The 20,552-nt window shown below is 48.2% G+C and carries 9 protein-coding genes; all 9 read right to left on the bottom strand.

The window, feature by feature from the left end:
- Positions 1–29: 29 nt before the first annotated feature.
- The 9 genes from P6910_RS16895 to P6910_RS16855 all read right to left on the bottom strand — a co-directional run bounded on the left by P6910_RS16895 (position 30) and on the right by P6910_RS16855 (position 20,473).
- Complete coding sequence (locus P6910_RS16895) at positions 30–2,312, bottom strand: hypothetical protein (RefSeq protein ID WP_317142443.1); 2,283 nt, start codon at positions 2,310–2,312, stop codon at positions 30–32.
- A gap of 310 nt (positions 2,313–2,622) precedes the next feature.
- Positions 2,623–4,896 carry a hypothetical protein gene (locus tag P6910_RS16890; RefSeq protein WP_317142442.1) on the bottom strand — a complete coding sequence of 758 codons (2,274 nt, stop codon included), beginning with the start codon at positions 4,894–4,896 and terminating at the stop codon, positions 2,623–2,625.
- A gap of 70 nt (positions 4,897–4,966) precedes the next feature.
- Positions 4,967–7,231: a hypothetical protein gene (locus P6910_RS16885; RefSeq protein WP_317142441.1), complete on the bottom strand. Its 2,265-nt coding sequence runs from the start codon at positions 7,229–7,231 to the stop codon at positions 4,967–4,969.
- A gap of 70 nt (positions 7,232–7,301) precedes the next feature.
- Entirely contained in the window at positions 7,302–9,755 is a 2,454-nt protein-coding gene (locus tag P6910_RS16880) for a hypothetical protein (protein WP_317142440.1), read from the bottom strand.
- A gap of 70 nt (positions 9,756–9,825) precedes the next feature.
- Positions 9,826–12,090, bottom strand: coding sequence for a hypothetical protein (locus P6910_RS16875; protein WP_317142439.1), 2,265 nt, complete (start codon positions 12,088–12,090; stop codon positions 9,826–9,828).
- Positions 12,091–12,160: 70 nt separating this feature from the next.
- Entirely contained in the window at positions 12,161–14,923 is a 2,763-nt protein-coding gene (locus tag P6910_RS16870; RefSeq protein WP_317142438.1) for a PABP-interacting PAM2 motif-containing protein, read from the bottom strand.
- Between the two features lie 191 nt (positions 14,924–15,114).
- Positions 15,115–17,742, bottom strand: a complete 2,628-nt coding sequence (locus tag P6910_RS16865; protein ID WP_317142437.1) for a PABP-interacting PAM2 motif-containing protein — start codon at positions 17,740–17,742, stop codon at positions 15,115–15,117.
- A 7-nt stretch (positions 17,743–17,749) separates the two neighbouring features.
- The gene (locus tag P6910_RS16860) at positions 17,750–17,911 is read right to left on the bottom strand and encodes a hypothetical protein (protein WP_317142436.1); all 162 of its coding nucleotides are present in this window, start codon (positions 17,909–17,911) and stop codon (positions 17,750–17,752) included.
- A 15-nt stretch (positions 17,912–17,926) separates the two neighbouring features.
- Positions 17,927–20,473: a hypothetical protein gene (locus P6910_RS16855; RefSeq protein ID WP_317142435.1), complete on the bottom strand. Its 2,547-nt coding sequence runs from the start codon at positions 20,471–20,473 to the stop codon at positions 17,927–17,929.
- Between the last annotated feature and the right edge of the window lie 79 nt (positions 20,474–20,552).

Genomic DNA, 20,552 nt, shown 5'->3' with positions numbered 1-20,552 from the left:
CATCAGGCACAAAGGTTCAAGGATGTTTTTTATTCTTTGAGATTCGATAACTTCTGAAGGGCAGCGGCTTCCCTGTTTCGCCAAAAATGAGTTTTCGCCCTGTATTCCCGGCTGGAGTCAAAGGCTTTCGCTCTATCAAACCATTCCTTCCATTCTTGCTCACTTCTCCCCAGCATTCTGAGACAGTGCGCTTTTTGGGAAAAAGCTCCCGCACTCGGAGGGTACTTCTGCAGTGCTGATTCCACAAATTCCAGGGCCTTGTGAAGGTTATCTTGTCCTGACTCCGGGGTATCCTGAATGATCTGCTGACGAGCCAGGTTGAAATAATGGATCGATTTAGCCAGCAAGGTATTGGCACTTTCCGGATAGCGGCTAATCATTTCCATAAATCCTTCTTGCCCGACAGATAATTTTAACAGTGTGAGTTCAAATTCATTCGAATGATAGAATTCACAGCCACGCTCAACCAGTCTTTTAGCTCGTCCAAGTTTGCCTGTAATCTCCCAGCAGCGTGCCAGAGTCAGGTCAATGTCATGATTGCCAGAGGGCTTGCACAGGCTGTCTTCGTCTTCACCGGGGTGCTTGCCAATCATGTTCAGCAGCAGTCTTTCAGCCCGTTCAGGTTTATCCATCATCTCCCAGAGCGTCGCCAGAGCCAGATCAAACTCATGATTTCCACAAGGCTTGCAAAGGATCTCCTCACTGTCATCGGGGTCTTTGCCACTCATGTTAAGCAGCAGTCTTTCAGAGAGGTGATATTTGCCCTTCGTTTCCCATAGTCTTACCAGAGCCAGGTCCATTTCATCGTCCCCAATGGGCTTGCAAAGGCTGTCTGCATCGTCAGTGGGGTGCTTGCCACTCATGTTCAGTAGCAGCCTTTCAGCCCGATCAGGTTTATCCGTCATCTGCCAAAGTCGCGCCAGACCCAAGTCAATAAGATGATGCCCACAAGGCTTGCAAAGTATCTCCTCACTGTCATCGGGGTTCTTCTCACTCATGTTCAGCAGCAGTCTTTCGGAGAGGTTATATTTGCCCATGACCTCCCAATGTCGCGTCAGTATCAGATCAATGTCGAGTTGCCAGCAGGGTTTGCACAGAATGTCTTCACTGGCCTCGAAATGCTTGCCACTCATGTTGAGTAGCAGTCTTTCGGCCCGTTTATATTTTCCCATCACCTGCCAGAGTACCGCCAGAGCCAGGTTGATGTCATCACGGCGAGTGGGCTTGCAGAGGATGTCCTCACTATCATCGGGCTGCTTGCTGCTCAGCTCCAGCAGCAGGTCTTCAGCCAGTTGATATTTCTCGATCGACTGCCACAATCGCGCCAGAGATATATTTACCCTATCGAGGTGTTTACGCAGTTTTCCTGCTGAAGGGGCGTAAGGTTTCGATTCCAGCTCTGCAATCAGTACTTCTTTGATTTTCACCAGGAGTGTTTCAGACTGCGTGTGTTTGCCCATACACTGCCACAGGCGGGCGTTAGCAATATCTGCGGCATAAAAGCCAGAAGGTGTGCATAGGGCCCTCTCATTGGCATCGGTCCTTTTCTGTCTCAGTCTCAAAAGTCGACTTTCAGCGGCAGAGTAAAATCCAAGCGCCTGTTCACAGAGGCTTAGGGTCAGGTCTAGGTTGTGAATGGTCGAAGCCCCAAACTTATTGAGTCTTCCACCCAACCTGAGCTCTTCCAGGAGAGAGCGGGCTTTTAACTTTTTTTCGTAGGTTTGTTCTTTTAGTGATTTTGCAAGCCCTATGGTTATGTTCTCTTTGTTGAACGGACTCAGTTTGCCCTGGTATTTCTGTAAGATGACCTGGAATGCTTTTTCTGCATCTATGAAATTTTGATTATTTAGTATTGCGAAAGCGCTATTGATCTCTTTTTTAATAGCTTCAGGAGAGGGGGACTTTGCCTCTGGATGAAACGTCCGGGGAGTAGACCTTTGGTAAGCTGATGCCTGCTGGCCTGAAATATTTGAGGATTTGTTCGAATGTCGACGATCATCCTTTGGCAGTTGAGCCGATTGAGCAAGAGGTTTAGCTTCCCGATTTGAGGTAGAGGGAGGTTTTTTGGCCGCATTGGAATAGGAACCCGACGCACAATACTGAGACGATTGCCGTGTCGAAGCAGACTCTTGATGTGCCGATATCTGCCAGCCTGAAATATCTGAGGGCCAGTTCGAATGTTGATGAACACCCTGTGGAAGTTGAGCCGGTTGAGTCAGAGATTTAGTTTCCTGACTTGAGGTAGATGGAGGCTTTTTTGCCGCATCGGCATAGGAACCTGACGCACGATACCGTGACGGTTGCGATATCATAGCAGGCTGGCAGGCGGAGACCTGTCGACCTGAAATATTTGAGGGACTGGTCGAACGTTGATGAACAACTTGTGGAAGTTGAGCTGGTTGAGTAAGAGATTTAGTTTCTCGATTTGAGGTAGATGGACGTTTTTTTGCCGCATCGGCGTAAGAACCTGACGCACAATACGGAGACGATTGCGATGTCCTGGTGCTCGAAGTCACTGGAGCGCTGGTTATAGGTGTTGGCCCGTAACTCATAATGATGTGGATTCCCTGAAAATCTATGCTGTTGGACAGTCATCAGTCATAAAGGTTCAAGGATGTGTTTTTATTCTTTGAGATTCGATAACTTCTGAAGGGCAGCAGTTTCTCTGTTTCGCCAAAAATGAGTTTTCGCCCTGTATGTCCGGCTGGAGTCAAAGGCTTTCGCTCTATCAAACCATTCCCTCCATTCTTGCTCACTTTTCCCCAGCATTCTGAGACAGTGCGCTTTTTGCGAATAAGCTCCCGCACTTACTGGGTATTTCTTCAGTGCTGATTCCACAAATTCCAGAGCCTTATGAAGGTTATCTTGTCCTGACTCCGGGGTATACTGCATGATCTGCTGACAAGCCAGGTTGAAATAATGGATCGATTTAGCCAGCAAAGTATTGGCACTTTCCGGATAGCGGCTAATCATTTCCATAAATCCTTCTTGCCCGACAGATAATTTTAACAGTGTGAGTTCAAATTCATTCGAATGATAGAATTCACAGCCACGCTCAACCAGTCTTTTAGCTCGTCCAAGTTTGCCTGTAATCTCCCAGCAGCGTGCCAGAGCCAGGTCAATGTCATGATTGCCAGAGGGCTTGCACAGGCTGTCTTCGTCTTCACCGGGGTGCTTGCCAATCATGTTCAGCAGCAGTCTTTCAGCCCGTTCAGGTTTATCCATCATCTCCCAGAGCGTCGCCAGAGCCAGATCAAACTCATGATTTCCACAAGGCTTGCAAAGGATCTCCTCACTGTCATCGGGGTCTTTGCCACTCATGTTAAGCAGCAGTCTTTCAGAGAGGTGATATTTGCCCGAGACCTCCCAGTATCGCACCAGTGTCAGATCAATGTCATGCTGCCAGCATGGCTTGCACAGGATCTCTTCACTGGCGCCGGGATGCTTGCGACTCATGTTCAGCAGCAGCTTTTCAGCCAGTTTATATTTGCCCGTCAGCTCCCAATGTCGTGCCAGAGGCAAATCAATTTCACGATTTCCAGAGAGCTTGCACAGTTCTTCCTCGCTGTCACCGGGGCGCTTTCCACTCATGTTCAGCAGTAGCTTTTCAGCTCGTATATATTTGTATATCCTCTGCCAGAGTAGTGCCAGAGTGAGATCAATGTCATGATGCCCACAGGGTTCACTCAGGACTTCCTCATTGTCGTTGGGTCTCTTGCCACTTATGTTCAGCAGCAGCTTTTCAGCCAGCTCAAGTTTGTCCATTTCTTCCCAGATTCGCACCAGCGCTATGTCAATGGCAGGATCGCCAGTGGAGCTACAGAGAATCTCCTTACTGTCATCGGGATGCTTGCGACTCATGTTCAGCAGCAGCCTCTCAGCCCGCTCATGCTTGCCCAACGCCCGCCAGATAAACGTCAGAGCCAGATCAACGTTTTTATGATCAGATTGCCTGCAGAGTACGTCCTCATGGTCATCGGGGCGCTTGCCAATGATTCCGAGCATCAGGATTTCAGCCTCTTGATGTTTGTCCATTAACTGCCAGAGTCGCCCCAGGGCTATATTGACGGTATCGAGGTATTTACGCGGTTTTGATGTAGCAGGAGAATAGGGTGTTGACTGCAGGTTTTTAATCAGTTCTTTTTTTATGTTCAGGAACAGTGTTTCAGCCAGAGTGTATTTGCCCATAGACTGCCACAGTCGGGCATTATTAATATCTGCGGCATAATAGTAAGAAGGTTTGCACAGGGTTCTCTCATCGGCATCGAGCCTTTTTTTTCTCAGCCTCAACAGTCGGGTTTCGGCATCAAAATGTTTTCCAAGCGCCTCTTCACAAAGGCTCAGGGTCAGGTCAAGGTTATAAATGGTCGAAGCCCCGAACCTGTTGAGTGTTCCATCTAACCTGAGTTCTTCCAGAATAGAGCAGGCTTCCAACTGTTTTTCGCAGGTTTGCTCTTTTAGCGATCTTGCAAGCCCTACGGTTACGTTCTGCTTGTCGAACGGATTCGGTATGCCATGCTTGTTGTGTAAGATGACCCGGAATGCTTTTTCTGCATCTATGAAATTTTGATTGTTGAGCATTGCGAAAGCGCTATTGATCGCTTTTTTAAGAGCGTCAGGAGGGTAGGTCTGCGCCTCCGGGTGAAACGTCCGGGGAGTAGAGCTCTGGCATGCAGTTGCTGGCCAGTCTGGAGTATTTGAGAGTCTGTTCGAATGTTGATGACCATGATGAAGTTGCGAACGTGGAATAAACGTTTCAGCGTTCGGATTTAAGGTAGATCTACGCCCTTTTGATGCACCAGTATCTGAACCTGACGCACAATATTGAGACAATTGCGATGTCGTAGTGCTCGAACTCGCTGGAGCGTTGGTTGTAGGTGTTGGCCCGTAACTCATGATGATGTAGATTCCCTGAAAATCTATGCTGTTGGACAGTCATCAGGCATAAAGGTTCAAGAATGTTTTTTTATTCTTTGGAATTCGATAACTTCTGAAGGGCAGCGGCTTCGTTGTTTCGCCAAAAATTAGTTTTAGCCTTGTATGCCCGGCTGGAGTCAAAGGCTCTCGCTCTATCAAACCATTCCTTCCATTCATGCTCACTTCTCCCCAGCATTCTGAGACAGTGCGCTTTTTGGGAAAAAGCTCCCGCACTCGGAGGGTACTTCTGCAGTGCTGATTCCACAAATTCCAGGGCCTTGTGAAGGTTATCTTGTCCTGACTCCGGGGTATCCTGAATGATCTGCTGACGAGCCAGGTTGAAATAATGGATCGATTTAGCCAGCAAGGTATTGGCACTTTCCGGATAGCGGCTAATCATTTCCATAAATCCTTCTTGCCCGGTAGATAACATTAACAGTGTGAGTTCAAATTCATTCGAATGATAGAGCTCACAGCCGCGCTCAACCAGTCTTTTAGCCCGTCCAAGTTTGCCTGTAATCTCCCAGCAGCGTGCCAGAGTCAGGTCAATCTCATGATTGCCAGAGGGCTTGCACAGGCTGTCTTCGTCGTCACCTGGGTGCTTGCCAATCATGTTCAGCAGCAGTCTTTCAGTCCGTTCAGGTTTATCCATCATCTCCCAGATCATCGCCAGGGTCAGATCAAAATCATGATTTCCACAAGGCTTGCAAAGGATCTCCTCACTGCCATCGGTGTCCTTGCCACTCATGTTAAGCAGCAGTCTTTCAGAGAGGTGGTATTTGCCCGAGACCTCCCAGCATCGCACCAGTGCCAGATCAATTTCCTGCTGCCAGCAGGGCTTGCACAGGATCTCTTCACTGGCGCCGGGAGGCTTGCGACTCATGTTCAGCAGCAGCTTTTCAGCCAGTTTATGTTTGCCCGCCAGCCCCCAAAATCGAAGCAGAGCCAGGTCAATTTCACGATTCCCACAGGGTTTGCACAGTACTTCCCCGCTGTCACCGGGGCGCTTTCCACTCATGTTCAGCAGTAGCTTTTCAGTTCTTATATATTTGTACATCCTCTGCCAGAGTAGTGCTAGAGTGAGATCAATGTCATGATGCCTACAGGACTCACTCAGGGTCTCCTCATTGTCATTGGGCTTCTTGCCACTCATGTTCAGCAGCAGCTTTTCAGCCAGCTCAAGTTTATCCATTTCTTCCCAGGTTCGCACCAGAGCCATGTCAATGGCACGATAGCCGGTGGGGCTACACAGAATCTCCTCACTGTCGTCGGGATGCTTGCGACTCATGTTCAGCAGCAGCCTCTCAGCCCGCTCTCGCTTGCCTAACGCCCGCCAGATAAACGTCAGAGCCAGATCAACGTCTTTATGATCAGATCGCCTGCAGAGTACGTCCTCATTGTCATCGGGGCGCTTGCCAATGATGTCGAGCATCATAAGTTCAGACTTTTGATGTTTGTCCATCAACTGCCAGAGTCGCGCCAGGGTCATGTTGACGGTATCGAGGTGTTTACGCAGTTTTGATGTAACAGGGGAATAGGGTTTTGACTGCAGGTTTTTAATCAGTTCTGTCTTTAAGTTCAGTAACAATGTTTCAGCCAGAGTGTATTTGCCCATAGACTGCCACAGTCGGGCATTACCAATATCTGCGGCATAATAGTGAGAAGGTTTGCACAGAGCTCTCTCATCGGCATCGCGCATTTTTTTTCTCAGTCTCAACAGTCGGTTTTCGGCATCAAGATGTCTTCCAAGTGCTTCTTCACAAAGGCTCAAGGTCAGATCAAGGTTACTAATGCTCGAAGCTCCGAACCTGGTAAGTTTTCCATCTAATCTGAGTTCTTCCAGAATAGAGCAGGCTTCCATCTGTTTTTCGCAGGTTTGTTCTTTTAGCGATCTTGCAAGCCCTATGGTTACCTCCTGCTTGTCGAACGGATTCGGTATGCCATGTTTGCCGTGTAAGATGACCCGGAATGCTTTTTCTGCATCTGTGAAATTTTGATTTTTGAGCATTGCGAAAGCGCTATTGATCGCTTTTTTAAGCGCTTCAGGAGGGCAGGTCTTCGCCTCTGGGTGAAGCGTCCAGGGAGTAAAACTCTGGTATGCAGTTGCTGGCCTTGAGGGGATGTTCGAATGTTGATGACCACCATGAGGACGTTGCGAACGTGGAATAAACGTTTCAGCGTTCGGATTTAAGGTAGATCTACGCCCTTTTGATGCACCGGTATCTGAACCTGACGCACAATACCCTGACGGTTGCGATGTCCTGGTGCCCGAGCTCACCGGAGCACCGGTTGTAGGTGTTGGCCCGTAACTCATAATGATGCAGATTCCCTGAAAATCTATGCTGTTGGACAGTCATCAGGCATAAAGGTTCAAGGATGTTTTTTTATTCTTTGGAATTCGACAACTTCTGAAGGGCTGCGGCTTCCCTGTTTCGCCAAAAATGAGTTTTAGCCCTGCGTGTCCGGCTGGAGTCAAAGGCTCTCGCTCTAGCAAACCATTCCTTCCATTTTTGCTCATTTTTCCCCAGCATTCTGAGACAGTGCGCTTTTTGCGAATAAGCTCCCGCACTTGGTGGGTATTTCTTCAGTGCTGATTCCACAAATTCCAGAGCCTTATGAAGGTTATCTTGCCCTGACTCCGGGGTATCCTGAATGATCTGCTGACAAGCCAGGCTGAAATAATGGATCGAGTTAGCCAGCAAGGTATTGGCACTTTCCGGATAGCGGCTAATCATTTCCATAAATCCTTCTTGCCCGGTAGAAAACTTTAACAGTGTGAGTTCAAATTCATTCGAATGATAGAATTCACAGCCACGCTCAACCAGATTTATAGCCCGTTCATGTTTGCCTGTAATCTCCCAGCAGCGTGCCAGAATCAGGTCAATGTCATGATTGCCAGAGGGCTTGCACAGGCTGTCTTCGTCTTCACCGGGGTGCTTGCCAATCATGTTCAGCAGCAGTCTTTCAGCCCGTTCAGGTTTATCCATCATCTCCCAGAGCGTCGCCAGAGCCAGATCAAACTCATGGTTTCCACAAGGCTTGCAAAGGATCTCCTCACTGTCATCGGGGTCTTTGCCACTCATGTTAAGCAGCAGTCTTTCAGAGAGGTGATATTTGCCCAAGACCTCCCAGTATCGCGCCAGTGTCAGATCAATTTCATGCTGCCAGCAGGGCTTGCACAGGATCTCTTCACTGGCGCCGGGATGCTTGTGACTCACGTTCAGCAGCAGCTTTTCAGCCAGATTATATTTGCCCGTCAGCTCCCAAAATCGCACCAGAGCCAGGTCAATTTCACGATTCCCACAGAGCTTGCACAGTGCTTCCTCGCTGTCACCGGGGCGCTTTCCACTCATGTTCAGCAGTAGCTTTTCAGTTCGCATATATTTGTACATCCTCTGCCAGAGTACCGCCAGAGAGAGATCAATGTCATGATGCCCACAGAGTTTGCACAGTTCTTCCTCGCTGTCACCGGGGCGCTTTCCGCTCATGTTCAGTAGTAGCTTTTCAGCCAGCTCAAGTTTGTCCATTTCTTCCCAGGTTCGCACCAGAGCCATGTCAATGGCACGATGGCCAGTGGGTCTACTCAGAATCTCCTCACTGTCATGGGGATGCTTACGACTCATGTTCAGCAGCAGCCTCTCAGCCCGCTCACGCTTGCCCAACGCCCGCCAGATAAACGTCAGAGCCAGATCAACGTCTTTATGATCAGATTGCCTGCAGAGTATGTCCTCATTGTCATCGGGGCGCTTGCCAATGAGGTCGAGCATCAGAAGTTCAGCCTTTTGATGTTTGTCCATCAACTGCCAGAGTCGCATCAGGCCCATGTTGACGGTATTGAGGTGTCTACGCAGTTTTGATGTAGCAGGAGAATAGGGTTTTGACTGCAGGTTTTTAATCAGTTTTGTCTTTAAGTTCAGTAACAATGTTTCAGCCAGAGTGTATTTGCCCATAAGCTGCCAAAGTCGTGCATTACTAATATCTGCGGCATAATAGTGAGAAGGTTCGCACAATGCTCTCTCATTGGCATTGGGCATTTTTTTTCTCAATCGCAACAGTCGGGTTTCGGCAGCAAGGTATTTTCCAAGTGCTTCTTCACAGAGGCTCAGGCACAGATCAAGGTTATCAATGTTCGAAGCTCCGAACCTGGTAAGTTTTCCATCTAACCTGAGTTCTTCCAGAATAGAGCAGGCTTCCATCTGTTTTTCGTGGGTTTGCTCTTTTAGACATCTTGCAAGCCCTACGGTTGCTTCCTGCTTGTCGAACCGATTCGGTATGCCATGTTTGCCGTTTAAGAGGGTCCGGAATGCTTTTTCTGCATCTGTGAAATTTTGATTCTTTAGCATTGCGAAAGCGCTATTGATCTCTTTTTTAAGCGCTTCAGGAGGGCAGGTCTTCGCCTCTGGGTGAAAGGTCCGTGGAGTAGAGCTCTGGTATGCAGCTTCTGGCCCTGAGGGACTTTTCGAATGCTGATGACCACCATGAGGACGTTGCGAACGTGGAATAAACGTTTCAGCGTTCGGATTTAAGGTAAATTTACGCCCTTTTGATGCACCGGTATCTGAACCTGACGCACAGTACCGTGACGGCTGAGATGTCGTAGCAGGCTGGCAGGCAGATGCCTGCCGACCTGAAATATCTGAGGTACTGTTCGAACGTTGATGAACAACTTGTGGAAGTTGAGCCGCTTGAGTAACAGATTTTATTTCCCGATTTGAGGTGGATAGACTTTTTCTTACCGCATCGGCATAGGAGCCTGACGCGCAATATGGAGACGATTGCGATGTCGAAGTGCTCGAACTGGCTGGAGCGTTGGTTGTAGGTGTTGGCCCGTAACTCATAATGATGTAAATTCCCTGAAGATCTATGCTGTTGGACAGTCATCAGTCATAAAGGTTCAAGGAAGTTTTTTTATTCTTTGAGATTCGATAACTTCTGGAAGGCAGCGGCCTCCCTGTTTCGCCAAAAATGAGTTTTAGCCCTCTGTGCCCGTCTGAAGTCAAAGGCTCTCGCTCTATCAAACCATTCCTTCCATTCTTGCTCATTTTTCCCCAGCATTCTGAGACAGTGCGCTTTTTGGGAAAAAGCTCCCGCACTCGGTGGGTATTTTTTCAGTGCTGACTCGACAAATTCCAGAGCCTTATGAAGGTTATCTTGTCCTGACTCCGGGTCATCCTGAATGATCTGTTCACAAGCCAGGCTGAAATAATGGATCGAGTTAGCCAGCAAAGTATTGGCGCTTTCCGGATAGCGACTGATCATTTCCATAAATCCTTCTTGCCCGGTAGGTAACTTTAATAGTGTGAGTTCAAATTCAATCGAATGATAGAATTCACAGCCACGCTCAAGCAGTCTTTTAGCCCGTCCAAATTTGCCTGTATTCTCCCAGCAGCGTGCCAGAGTCAGGTCAATCTCATGATTGCCAGAGGGCTTGCACAGGCTGCCTTCGTCGTCACCGGGGTGCTTGCCACTTATGTTCAGCAGCAGTCTTTCAGTCTGTTCAGGTTTATCCATCATCTCCCAGAGCATCGCCAGAGCCAGATCAATATCATGATTTCCACAAGGCTTGCAAAGGATCTCCTCACTGTCATCGGGGTCCTTGCCACTCATGTTAAGCAGAAGTCTTTCAGAGAGGTGATATTTGCCCGAGATCCCCCAGTGTCGCACCAGTGTCAGATCAATTTCCAGCTGCCAGCAGGGCTTGCATAGGATCTCTTCACTGGCACCGGGATGCTTGCGACTCATGTTCAACAGCAGCTTTTCAGCCAGTTCATATTTGCCCTTCAGTTCCCAAAATCGAACCAGAGCCAGGTTAATTTCACGATTCTCAGAGAGCTTGCACAGTGCTTCCTCGCTGTCACCGGGGTGCTTTCCACTCATGTTCAGCAGTAGTTTTTCAGTTCGTATATATTTGAATTTCCTCTGCCAGACCAGTGCCAGAGAGAGATCAATGTCATGATGCCCACAGGGCTTGCACAGTGCTTCCTCGCTGTCACCGGGGCGCTTTCCACTCATGTTCAGCAGTAGCTTTTCAGCCAGCTCAAGTTTGTCCATTTCTTCCCAGGTTCGCACCAGAGCCATGTCAATGGCACGATGGCCAGTGGGGCGACACAGAATCTCCTCACTGTCATCGGGATGCTTGCGACCCATGTTCAGCAGCAGCCTCTCAGCGCGCCCACGCTTGCCCAACCCCCGCCAGATAAACGTCAGAGCCAGATCAACGTCTTTATGATCAGATTGCCTGCAGAGGACGTCCTCATCGTCATCGGGGTGCTTGCCAATGATGCCGAGCATCAGAAGTTCAGCCTTTTGATGTTTGTCCATCAACTGCCAGAGTCGCATCAGGGTCATGTTGACGGTATCGAGGTATTTACGCAGTTTTGATGTAGCAGGCGAATAGGGTTTTGACTGCAGGTCTTTAATCAGTTCTGTCTTTAAGTTCAGTAACAATGTTTCAGCCAGAGTGTATTTGCCCATAAGCTGCCACAGTCGTGCATTACTAATATCTGCGGCATAATAGTGAGAAGGTTCGCACAGGTCTCTCTCATTGGCATCGCGCATTTTTTTTCTCAGTCTCAACAGTCGGGTTTCGGCATCAAGGTATCTTCCAAGTGCTTCTTCACAGAGGCTCAGGCACAGATCAAGGTTACTGATGGTCGAAGCTCCGAACCTGTTAAGTTTTCCATCTAACCTGAGTTCTTCCAGAATAGAGCAGGCTTCCAGCTGTTTTTCGCGGGTTTGCTCATTTAGAGATCTTGCAAGTCCTATGGTTGCTTCTTGCTTGTTGAACTGGTTCGGTATGCCATGTTTGCCGTTTAAGAGGGTCCGGAATGCTTTTTCTGCATCAGTGAAATTTTGATTGTTGAGAATTGCGAAAGCGCTATTGATCGCTTTTTTAAGGGCTTCAGGAGAACACGTCTTCGCCTCTGGGTGAAAGGTCCGGGGAGTAGAACTCTGGTGTGCAGTTGCTCGCCTTGAGGGTCTGTTCGAATGTTGACGAACACCTTTTGGAAGTTGAGTCGGTGGATTGAGAGGTTTAGCTTGCCGATTTGAGGTAGATGGAGGCTTTTTTGCCGCATCGGCATAGGAAACTGGCGCACAATATTGAGGCGATTGCGATGTCTTAGTGCCCGAACTGGCTGGAGCGCTGGTTGTAGGTGTTGGCCCGTAACTCATAATAATGTAGATTCCCTGAAAATCTATGCTGTTGGACAGTCATCAGTCACAAAGGTTCAAGGAAGTTTTTTTATTTGTTGAGATTCGATAACTTCTGAAGGGCAGCGGCTTCTATGCTTCGCCAAAAATCAGTTTTACTCCTCTGCAATCGATTGGGGTCAAGGGAGTTGATTTTCTGGAAGCATTGCTTCCATTCTTTCTCGCTGGCACCCATCATTCTGAGACAATGCGCTTTTTGCGAAAAAGCGCCTGCACTCGGGGGGTACTTTTCCAATGCTGATTCAACCAGCTCGAGTGCCTTGTTTAAGTTATCTTTTCCTAACCCCGGGACATCCTCAGTTATTTGCTTACATGCCAGTCTGAAATAATGGATCGAGCAAGGCAGCAGGGTATTGGCATTCTCCGGATACCTGCTGATCATTTCCAAAAATCCTGCTTGCCCGGCAGATAAGCTCAACAGTGCTAATTCACACTCACTCGAAGGGTATAGATCACAGCAACGTGTGATCAGTTCTTTAGCCCATTCATATTTGCCGATTCTCTGCCAGAGTCGTACCAGTGCCAGATCTATAAGATGATTCCCGCAAGGCATGCACAGACGATCTTCACTGTCATCGGGGTGCTTGCTACTCATGTTCAGCAATAGCCTTTCGGCCAGATAATGTTTGTCCATGAACTCCCAAAGGCGCACCAGAGCCAGGTCAATGAAATGATTCCCGCAAGGTTTGCCCAGGCTGCCTTCGTCGGCATTGGGGTGCTTGCCACTCATGTTCAGTAACAGCCTTTCAGTCAGGGAATATTTGTCCATTGACTCCCAAAGTCGCGCCAGAGCCAGGTCAATGAGATGATTACCGCAAGGTTTGCAGAGGCTGCCTTCATCGGCATCGGGATGCTTGCCACTCACGTTCAGTAACAGCTTTTCAGTCAGGTAATATTTGTTCATTAACTCCCAGTGTCGCGCCAGGGACAGGTCAACGGCGTGATTTCCACAGGGCCTGCACAGTTCTTCCTCACTGTCACAAAAGTACTTACCACCCATGTTCAGCAGCAGCTTCTCAGACAGTTCATATTTGCTGGTATTTTGCCAGAGTCGCACCCGAGCCAGATCAATGTCCTGATTCCCGGAAGGTTTGCACAGGGTGTCTTCATCGGCATTGTGCTGCAGGCCAATCATATTCAGCAGTAGCCTCTCGGACAGTTCATGTTTACCGATACTTAGCCAGAGTCGCACCCGAGCCATATCAATGTTACGATTCCCTGAAGGCCTGCAGAGGCTGTCTTCATCGGCATTGGGATGCAGGCCAATCATATTCAGTAGCAGCCTTTCAGAGCGTTCATGTTTGCCCATCAGCTGCCCGAGTCGGATCCGGGTCAGGTCAATTTCTTGATTTCCACAAGGTTTGCAAAGGCTGTCTTCACTGGCATCCGGGTGTGTGCCGCACAGGTTAAGCAGCAGCCTTTCAGCAAGTTGATATTTGCCCGCCAGCTCCCAATGTCTCACGAGAGTGAGGTCGATAATAGTATGCCCAGAGGGTCTGCACAGGCTGTCTTCACTGTCATGAGGATGCTTGTGGCTCATGTTTAGCAGCAGTCTTCCAGACAGTTCATGTTTGCCCATATCCTGCCAGAGGCGTACCAGAGCCAGATCAATGACATGATGCCCGGAAGGCTTGCACAGTTTGTCCCAACTCTCATCGGGGTGCTTGCCACAAGCGCTCAGCAACAGTCTTTCAGCCGGCCTGTGTTTGCCCATAATGATCCATAATCTTGCCAGAGCCAGGTCAATGTTATGATCTCCAGAGGGCTTGCAGAGAATGTGCTCACTGTCCTCAGAATGCTTTTTGCTCATTTTCAGCAGCAGTCTTTCGGCCTGTTTATGTTTACCCATATCCTGCCAGAGGCGCACCAGAGCCAGGTTGATGTCATTATGGGCGGAGGGCTTGCAGAGAATGTCCTCTCTGACATCGGGATGTTTGCCCATCATATCCAGCAGCAGGCCCTCAGACAGTTGGAATTTTTCCAGATGCTGCCAGAGTCGAGCCAGAGTCAAATTTACGGTGTGGAGGTATCTGCGCAAGTTTTGTACATCATACGGATTCAACAGCTGGCTATTAATCAGCCCTGTTCTCAAGTTCAGCAGGAGTTTTTCAGACAGCGAGTATTTGTGTAGATGTTGCCATATCCGGGCCATAGTAATATCTGCGTCAAAATGGCCAGAAATCGCACACAGGGCATTTTCATTATCATTGAGCCTTTTGTTTCTCAACATCAAAAGTCGTGCTTCCGCGTTCAGGTGCAAACCAATTTTCTCTTCACAAAGGCTCAGGGTCAGATCAAGGTTATGAATGGTTGAAGCCCCAAATGCATTAAGCGGTCCTTTTGATCTGAGTTGTTTCAGAATATTGCAGGCTTCTATCTGTTTGTTAACAGTTTGCTCTTTTAGCGACCTTGCAAGCCCTATGATTATACCTTCATAGCCAAACTGATTTTCTATGCCCTGGTTTTCGCTTAAGAGGGTCCGGAATATTTCTTCTGCTTTTATGAAATTTTGTTTTTTTAGTGCTTCGTAAGCGTTATCAACCATCATTGCAGTTTCTTTGGAATAATTTTTCCTCCTCTGTTTTTGAAATGTCTGAGGAGGAATGTTCTGGCTTGCAGTCGTTTGTCGGTATCTGACAGATAAGGGTGCTTCCGGACTTTGCTTAACCAGTTCAGAGCGTGGAATAAACGGTTCCGCATTCGGGTTTAAGGAAGATTTACTCGCCTCAGGTGTTGTAGCCGGAGCGCTGGAACTGACCGCGGTGCCGGTCGTTGGTGTGGGTCCATATGCCATAGTACTATAACATCTCTGTAAAACTGTGCTCCTTGGACAGCAAACGGACATTAAAGTTCATGGTTGTTCGTCTATATTGAGAGCCTGCAAGGTATTCGCACCTTTCGGATAGCGGCTCATCATATCCATAAATCATTCTTGTCCGGCAGACAGGCCTGAGTCATCAGGCATAAAGGTTCAAGGATGTCTGTTTACTCTTTGAGATTCGATAACTTCTGAAGGGCAGCGGCTTCTTTGCTTCGCCAACAATCAGTTTTACTCCTCTGCAATCGGTTGGGTTCAAGGAAGTTGGCTTTTTGGAACCATTGCTTCCATTCTTTCTCGCTGGCACCCATCATTCTGAGACAATGCGCTTTTTGCGAACAAACTCTTGCACTCAGGGGGTACTTTTCCAATGCTGATTCAATAAGCTCGAGCGCCTTGTTTAAGTTATCTTTTCCTGACCCCGGGACGCCCTCTGTTATTTGCTCACATGCCAGTCTGAAATAATGGATCGAGCAAGTCAGCAGGGTATTAGCATTCTCCGGGTGCCTGCTGATCATTTCCAAAAATCCTGCTTGCCCGGCAGATAATCTCAACAGTGCTAATTCACACTCACTCGAAGGGTATACATCACAGCAGCGTGTGACCAGTTCTTTAGCCCATTCATATTTGCCGATTCTCTGCCAGAGTCGTACCAGTGCCAGATCTATAAGATGATTCCCGCAAGGCATGCACAGACGATCGTCACTGTCATCGGGGTGCTTGCTACTCATGTTCAGTAATAGCCTTTCGGCCAGATAATTTTTATCCATGAACTCCCAAAGTCGCACCAGAGACAGGTCAATGAGATGATTCCCGCAAGGTTTGCACAGGCTGCCTTCGTCGGCATTGGGGTGCTTGCCACTCATGTTCAGTAACAGCCTTTCAGTCAGGTAATCTTTGTCCATGAACTCCCAAAGTCGCGCCAGGGACAGGTCAACGAGATGATTTCCACAGGGCCTGCAGAGTTCCTCCTCACTGGCACATAAGTACTTACCACTCATGTTCAGCAGCAGCCTCTCAGACAGTTCATATTTGCTCTTATCTTGCCAGAGTCGCACCCGAGCCAGATCAATCTCATGATTCCCGGAAGGTTTGCACAGGCTGTCTTCATCGGCATCGGGCTGCAGGCCAATCATATTCAGCAGCAGCCTCTCGGACAGTTCATGTTTGTCGATAACTTGCCAGACTCGCACCCGAGCCATATCAATGTCATGATTCCCTGAAGGCCTGCACAGGCTGTCTTCATCGGCATTGGGGTGCAGGCCAATCATATTCAGTAGCAGCCTTTCAGAGCGTTCATGTTTGCCCATTAGCTGCCCGAGTCGCATCCGGGCCAGATCAATTTCCTGATTCCCACAAGGTTTGCAAAGGCTGTCTTCACTGGCATCCGGGTGCGTGCCACACAGGTTAAGCAGCAGTCTTTCAGCAAGTTGATATTTGCCCTCCAGCTCCCAATGGCGCACCAGGGCGATGTCGATAATAGGATGCCCAGTGGGCTTGCACAGGCTGTCCTCACTGTCATGAGGATGCTTGTGGCACATGTTCAGCAGCAGTCTTTCAGACAGTTCATGTTTGTCCATTTCTTGCCAGAGGCGTATCTGAGCCAGATCAATAACATGATGCCCGGAGGGCTTGCACAGGTAGTCCCAACTCTCATCGGGGTGCTTGCCACAAGTGCTCAGCAGCAGTCTTTCAGCCAGCCTGTGTTTGCCCATAATGATCCATAATCTTGCCAGAGCCAGGTCAATGTCATGATCCCCAGAGGGCCTGAAGAGAATGTCCTCAGTGTCCTCAGGATTCTTTTTGCTCATATTCAGCAGCAGTCTTTCGGCCTGTTTATGTTTCCCCATATCCTGCCAGAGACGCACCAGAGCCAGGTTGATGTCATCATGGGCGGAGGGCTTGCAGAGAATGTCCTCACTGTCATCGGGATGTTTGCCCATCATATCCAGCAGCAGGCCCTCAGACAGTTGGAATTTTTGCATAAGCTGCCAGAGCCGAATCAGAGCCAAGTTTACGAGATGGAGGTGTCTGCGCAATTTTTGTACATCGTATGGATTCAACAGCAGGCTATTAATCAGCGCTGCTCTTATGTTCAACAGGAGTTTTTCAGACAGCGAGTATTTGTGTAAAAATTGCCATATCCGGGCCATGTTAATATCTGCGTCAAAATGGCCAGAAATCGCACACAGGGCATTTTCATTATCATTGAGCCTTTTGTTTCTCAACATCAAAAGTCGTGCTTCCGCGTTCAGTTGCAAACCAATTTTCTCTTCACAAAGGCTCAGGGTCAGATCAAGGTTATGAATGGTCGAAGCCCCAAATGCATTAAGCGGTCCTTTTGATCTGAGTTGATTCAGAATATTGCAGGCTTCTATCTGTTTGTTAACAGTTTGCTCTTTTAGCGACCTTGCAAGCCCTATGATTATGTCTCGATAGCCGAACTGATTTTCTATGCCCTGGTTTTCGCTTAAGAGGGTTCGGAATATTTCTTCTGCTTTTATGAAATTTTGTTTTTTTAGTGCTTCGTAGGCGTTATCAACCTTCATTGCAGTTTCATCGGAATAATTTTTTATCCTCTGTTTTTGAAACGTTTGAGGAGCGATGTTCTGGCCTGCAGTCGTTTGTGGGTATCTGACAGATAAGGGTGTGTCCGGACTTTGCTTAACCGGTTGAGAGCGTGGAATAAACGGTTCTGCATTCGGGTTTAAGGCAGATTTGCTCGCTTCAGGTGTTGCAGCCGGAGCGCTGGAACTGACCGCAGTGCCGGTCGTTGGTGTGGGTCCATATGCCATAGTACTATTACATCTCTGTAAAACTGTGTTCCTTGGACAGCAAACGGACATTAAAGTTCATGGTTGTTCGTCTATATTGAGAGCCTGCAAGGCTCGCACTTTCCGGATAGCGGCTCATCATTTCCATAAATCCTTCTTGCCCGGCAGATGGGCTTAAGTCATCAGGCATATCGAGTATGTCTGTTTACTCTTTGAGATCCCATAACTTCTGAAGAGCAGCGGATTCTTTGCTTCGCCAAAAATCAGTTTTACTCTTTTGTAATCGGTTGGGGTCAAGGAAGTTGGCTTTTTGGAACCATTCCCTCCATTCTTTCTCACCGGCACCCATCATTCTGAGACAATGCGCTTTTTGTGAAAAAGCGCCCGCACTCGGGGGGTACTTTTCCAATGCTGATTCAACAAGTTCAAGTGCCTTTTTTAAGTTATCTTTTCCTGACCTCGGGGCGTCCTCTGTTATTTGCTCACATGCCAGTCTGAAATAATGGATCGAGCTAGCCAGCAAGGTATTAGCACTCAACGGAAACCTGCTGGTCATTTCCAAAAATCCTGTTTGTCCGGCAAATAAGCTAAAGAGTGCCAATTCACACTCACTCGAGTGGTATAAATCACAGCAGCGCATGATCAGTACTTTGGCCCATTCATATCTGCCTGTTTTCTGCCAGAGTCGAACCATTGCCAGGTCAATGGTACGATTCCCGCAAGGCATGCACAGACGATCCTCACTGTCGCAGGGGTGCTTGCTACTCATGTTCAGCAAGAGTCTTTCAGACAGATGCAGGTTGTCTGTTTCTTCCCAATGACGCGCCAGATTCAGGTCCAGTTCCTTATTTCCACAGGGGCTGCATCGTTCTTCCTCACTGGCATAGAGGTGAGTACCTCTCATGATCAGCAGCAGGCTTTCAGCTAATTTATTTCTGCCCGTTATCTTCCAGAGTCGAAACAGAGCCAGATCAACTTCATGATTTCCGGAGGGTTTGCTGAGTGTGTCTTCATCGGCATTGGGGTGCTTGTGACTCATGTTCAGCAGCAGCCTCTCAGACAGTTTATATTTGTTCATATTTTGCCAGATTCGCGCCTGACACAGGTCAATGTTGTGATTCCCGGAAGGCGAGCAAAGGGTGTCTTCATCGGCATTGGGGGGCTTGCCTCTCATATTCAGTGTCAGTCTTTCAGCCCGTTCATATTTGCCCATCAGCTGCCAGAGTCGCATCCGGGTCAGGTCAATTTCCTGATTCTCACCCGGTGTGCAAAGGGTGTCTTCACTGGCATTTGGGTCTACACCACACATGTTGAGCAGCAGTCTTTCAGTGAGGTTATATTTGCCCGCCAGTTCCCAATGTCGTGCCAGAGTGATGTCGATAACAGGATTTCCAAAGGGCTTGCACAGGGTGCCTTCGCTGTCATCGGGATGCTTGTGGCTCATGTTCAGCAGCAGTCTTTCAGACAGTTCATGTTTGTCCATAACCTGCCAGAGACGTACCTGAGCCAGATCAATGACATGCTGCCCACATGGCCTGCAAAGGATGTCCCAACTCATACCAAGGTGCTTGTCACTCATATTCAGCAGCAGTCTCTCAGCCTTATCATATCTACCCATCTTCTGCCAAAGCCGCACCAGAGCCAGATCAATTTTAAGATGATTAGAGGGTGTGCACATAATCTCCTCACTGGCATAAGGAGGCTTGTTACTCAGGCTCAGCAGCAGTCTTTCAGCTTGATTATTTTTGTCCATCACGTACCAGAGTCTTGCCAGCACCAGTTTAATGTCATGATGAAAGGGGCTGTACAGGAACTCCTCACTGCCATTGGGAGGCACCCCAATCATGCTCAACAGCAGACCTTCAGCCCATTCATTTTTGCCTCTCGCCTGCCAGAATATTGCCAGAGCCATAGTAACTATATGGAGGTTTTTATGCAGTTTTTGTATGGCGTAAGTGGATCGGGCCGACTGCAAATTAATAGTCAACACTGCTCGCATGTTATACAGGAGTGTTTCAGTCAGTGTGTGTTTTTCCATATCCTGCCACAGTTGGATATTAGCCATATCAGCGTCAAAATTGTCAGAAGGCTGACAAAAGCTCGTCTCATCAGCATCGGGATTTATTTTTCTCAGTCTCAAAAGTCGTGCTTCAGCATCAGGGTACCTTCCAAGTGCCCTTTCACATTGACTCAGGGTCAGATCAAGGTTTTTAATGGTCGAAGCCTTGAGCGTGGTGAGCTTTCCAGTCAACCTGAGTTTTTCCAGAAGATGGCAGGCTTCTTTCTGTTTTTCCTGACTTTGCGCTTTTAGCGACCTTGCAAGTCCTATGAGGGTGTTCTGCTCGTCGGACGGAATCAGCTTGCCCTGGTTTTCGTTTAAGATGGCTCGGAATGTTGCTTCTGCGTTTATGAAATCCTCGCCTTTCAATGTATCGAAACCGCTACCGATCTTTTCTTTAATCGCTTGTTGAGTAGCTTCAGGGCAAGGGCTATTTGCTCTTTGGCCAAACCTCCGGGGAGTAAACGTTGGGTATTCAGTGGCTTGTCGGTGCCCGATATCTGGAGGTGTGTTCGTACATTCCTGAACACGTTGAGCACGTGGCACAAATGTTTGAGCTTCCGGGTTTAAGTCAGATTTGGGCTTTGTTGCTTTATCATTATTTGAATCTGAGGAACACTGTGATGATTGCAATGTTGAAGTGGTGCTCGAACTGGCGGTGTCATGGGTTGTTGTTGGTAATACGTAACTCATAGCAATAGAACATCCAAAGAAATCTATGCCCTTCGACAATAAACAGGCATAAAAGTTCATGGTTATCCAGCCCGGAGTT

The sequence above is a fragment of the Endozoicomonas sp. 8E genome, from assembly GCF_032883915.1.
Classification (GTDB): Bacteria; Pseudomonadota; Gammaproteobacteria; order Pseudomonadales; family Endozoicomonadaceae; genus Endozoicomonas_A.
The sequence above is the reverse complement of the archived record's forward strand: the minus strand, read 5'-3'. Positions and strand labels throughout refer to the sequence as shown.

Excerpts from the sequence above, each read along its gene's own strand:
- P6910_RS16870 (WP_317142438.1), bottom strand. The coding sequence starts at position 14,923 with ATGGCATATGGACCCACACCAACGACCGGCACCGCGGTCAGTTCCAGC.
- P6910_RS16890 (WP_317142442.1), bottom strand. The coding sequence starts at position 4,896 with ATGAGTTACGGGCCAACACCTACAACCAACGCTCCAGCGAGTTCGAGC.
- P6910_RS16885 (WP_317142441.1), bottom strand. The coding sequence starts at position 7,231 with ATGAGTTACGGGCCAACACCTACAACCGGTGCTCCGGTGAGCTCGGGC.
- P6910_RS16875 (WP_317142439.1), bottom strand. The coding sequence starts at position 12,090 with ATGAGTTACGGGCCAACACCTACAACCAGCGCTCCAGCCAGTTCGGGC.
- P6910_RS16860 (WP_317142436.1), bottom strand. The coding sequence starts at position 17,911 with ATGCCTGATGACTTAAGCCCATCTGCCGGGCAAGAAGGATTTATGGAA.
- P6910_RS16865 (WP_317142437.1), bottom strand. The coding sequence starts at position 17,742 with ATGGCATATGGACCCACACCAACGACCGGCACTGCGGTCAGTTCCAGC.
- P6910_RS16855 (WP_317142435.1), bottom strand. The coding sequence starts at position 20,473 with ATGAGTTACGTATTACCAACAACAACCCATGACACCGCCAGTTCGAGC.
- P6910_RS16895 (WP_317142443.1), bottom strand. The coding sequence starts at position 2,312 with ATGATATCGCAACCGTCACGGTATCGTGCGTCAGGTTCCTATGCCGAT.
- P6910_RS16880 (WP_317142440.1), bottom strand. The coding sequence starts at position 9,755 with ATGAGTTACGGGCCAACACCTACAACCAACGCTCCAGCCAGTTCGAGC.